The sequence below is a fragment of the Desertihabitans aurantiacus genome (assembly GCF_003344635.1).
GTDB lineage: Bacteria > Actinomycetota > Actinomycetes > Propionibacteriales > Propionibacteriaceae > Desertihabitans > Desertihabitans aurantiacus.
Map to the genome: position 1 here is coordinate 1 of NZ_QPKK01000424.1, position 2,043 is coordinate 2,043.

Consider the following 2,043-nt stretch of genomic DNA (forward strand, 5'->3'; position numbering starts at 1 on the left):
GCCGGCCACGTCGGCCATCACCGCCCCCGCCTCCACCGAGGTCAGCTGGTCGGGGTCGCCCACCAGGACCACCCGGGTGCCGCTGCGGGTGGCCTCGAGCAGCCGGGCCATCATCGGCAGCGAGACCATCGACATCTCGTCCAGCACCACCACGTCCCAGGGCAGCGGGTGCCCGGCGTCGTGGCGGAACCGGGTCCGCGAGTCCGGTCGCCAGCCCAGCACCCGGTGCAGGGTCGCCGCCCGCAGGTCGGCCACCGGTGCGGCGAGGTCGGCGGGCAGCCGCGCCGACTCGGTGCGCACCGCCTCCTCCAGCCGGGCCGCCGCCTTGCCGGTGGGGGCGGCCAGCATGATCCGCAGCCGGCCGCCGTGCAGCGCCTGCAGGGTGGCGAGCACCTTGGCCACGGTGGTGGTCTTGCCGGTGCCGGGCCCGCCGGCGATCACCGACACCCAGTGCAGCACGCAGCTGGCGGCGGCCACCCGCTGCCAGTTCGGCTCTCCGGGTTCCAGCCCGTCGCGGTCGAAGAGGCGGTCGAGCAGCCCGGCCAGCTGCTCCGGGTCCACCGCGGGCGGGGTGGCCTCGCGGCGTCGCACCAGCTGGTCGCGGACCGACTCCTCGGAGGCGAAGTAGCGGTCGAGGTAGAGCAGGTCGCCGTGCAGCAGCAGCGGTCGCGGCTCCCCGGGCACCGGCCCCGCCGCGGTGGGCTCGAGGTAGCGCACGGCCGGGCTCTGCCGCAGCTTCTCCCGCCAGGCCGTGGGCTCGGGCCAGGGCAGCGTGGCGGTCTCCACGGTGGCCTCGTCGACCTCGAACACCTCCGCGTCCACCGTGCTGAGGTCGACGCAGACCGACCCGCCCCGCAGCGCCCGCACGGTCAGCGCCAGGGCCAGCTGGACGTCGGGGTCGGCCTCGCCGCACAGCCGGCTGAGGGTGAGCGCGACGTTGACGTCGGCCACCGAGAGCACCCCGCGGGCGTTGAACTCGGCCAGCACGCCGGTCGCGCGGACGGCGACCTCCTCCACCGTGGCGCTCATGGCGTCCTCCTCCCGGGTCCGGCGGCCAGCAGGTCGGACAGCTCCAGCACCAGCGCCGACGGCGGGCGCCACCCGAACACCCCGTAGGGCAGCCCGTCGCTCAGCGGCGTCGCCTCCCCGGCCATGCCGCGGACGAAGAGGTAGAGGATGCCGCCCAGGTGCTGGTCGGGGTCGTAGCCGGGTAGCCGCCAGCGCAGGAACCGGTGCAGCGCCACGGAGTAGAGCAACGCCTGCAGCGGGTAGTGCGAGGCGATCATCGCCTCGGCCATCGCCTGCCGGCTGTAGTGCCCGACCCGCAGCGGCTGCTCGCGCGGGCCGAGCCAGTTGGTCTTGTAGTCCACCACCAGGTGCCGGGAGCGGTCCGGCCCGACCCGCAGCACCGCGTCGATGCTGCCGGTGAGGAACCCGCGCAGGGTCTCGGTCTGGAGTGCCGGGTCGCGCAGCGCTGCTGGGTAGGTGGCGAGCACGTCGTCGGCGGGCAGGTGCCGGTCGACCAGCTCGGCCACGTCGGCGAGGGTGGCCGCCACCTCGACCGGCTGGTGCCCACCGCCCAGCGGCAGCTCGAAGTCGAGCTCGGGCAGCCGGTCGGTCGCCGCGACCGAGGCCAGCGTGCGGTGGTCGGCCTGCGGGCCGAGCGGGGTGTGCATCGCCGGCACCAGCGCCTCGGCCAGCTGCCGTGCCCCGAACCCGGTGGCGGGCAGCCGCTGCAGCTCGCGGGCGGCCAGCCCGGTCAGCGCGTCCACCAGGTCGTCGGCGGCCGGGTCGACGTACTCCAGCAGGGTGTGCACCAGCGAGCCGAAGGCGACCCCGCCGGGGAACCCGGCCAGCGGTGAGGGCTGGTCGGCCTCGGCGGGGACGGGTGCGACGGGTACACCCGCCTCGAGCGCGGCCGGGCCGGGGACGGCCGGCTCCGGCTCGTCCGGCTCCTTGTGCGGTGGCGCCTCGCTGCCCACCCCGGCCACCGGCACCGGCGCGTGGTGGGCCGCGGCGGTCAGCGCCGTGTAGGACGTCCGG

At 76.3% G+C, this 2,043-nt stretch carries 2 protein-coding genes; both read right to left on the reverse strand.

The genetic code is table 11. The features are described from left to right. Positions 1-1,029 (reverse strand): AAA family ATPase (locus DVA66_RS19770; RefSeq protein ID WP_157974166.1); only part of this gene is annotated, 1,029 nt, incomplete at its 3' end. Next, the coding region (locus tag DVA66_RS19775; protein WP_232822087.1) for a PD-(D/E)XK nuclease family protein at positions 1,026-2,043 on the reverse strand (1,018 nt) is incomplete at its 5' end. The genes DVA66_RS19770 and DVA66_RS19775, both read right to left, overlap by 4 nt.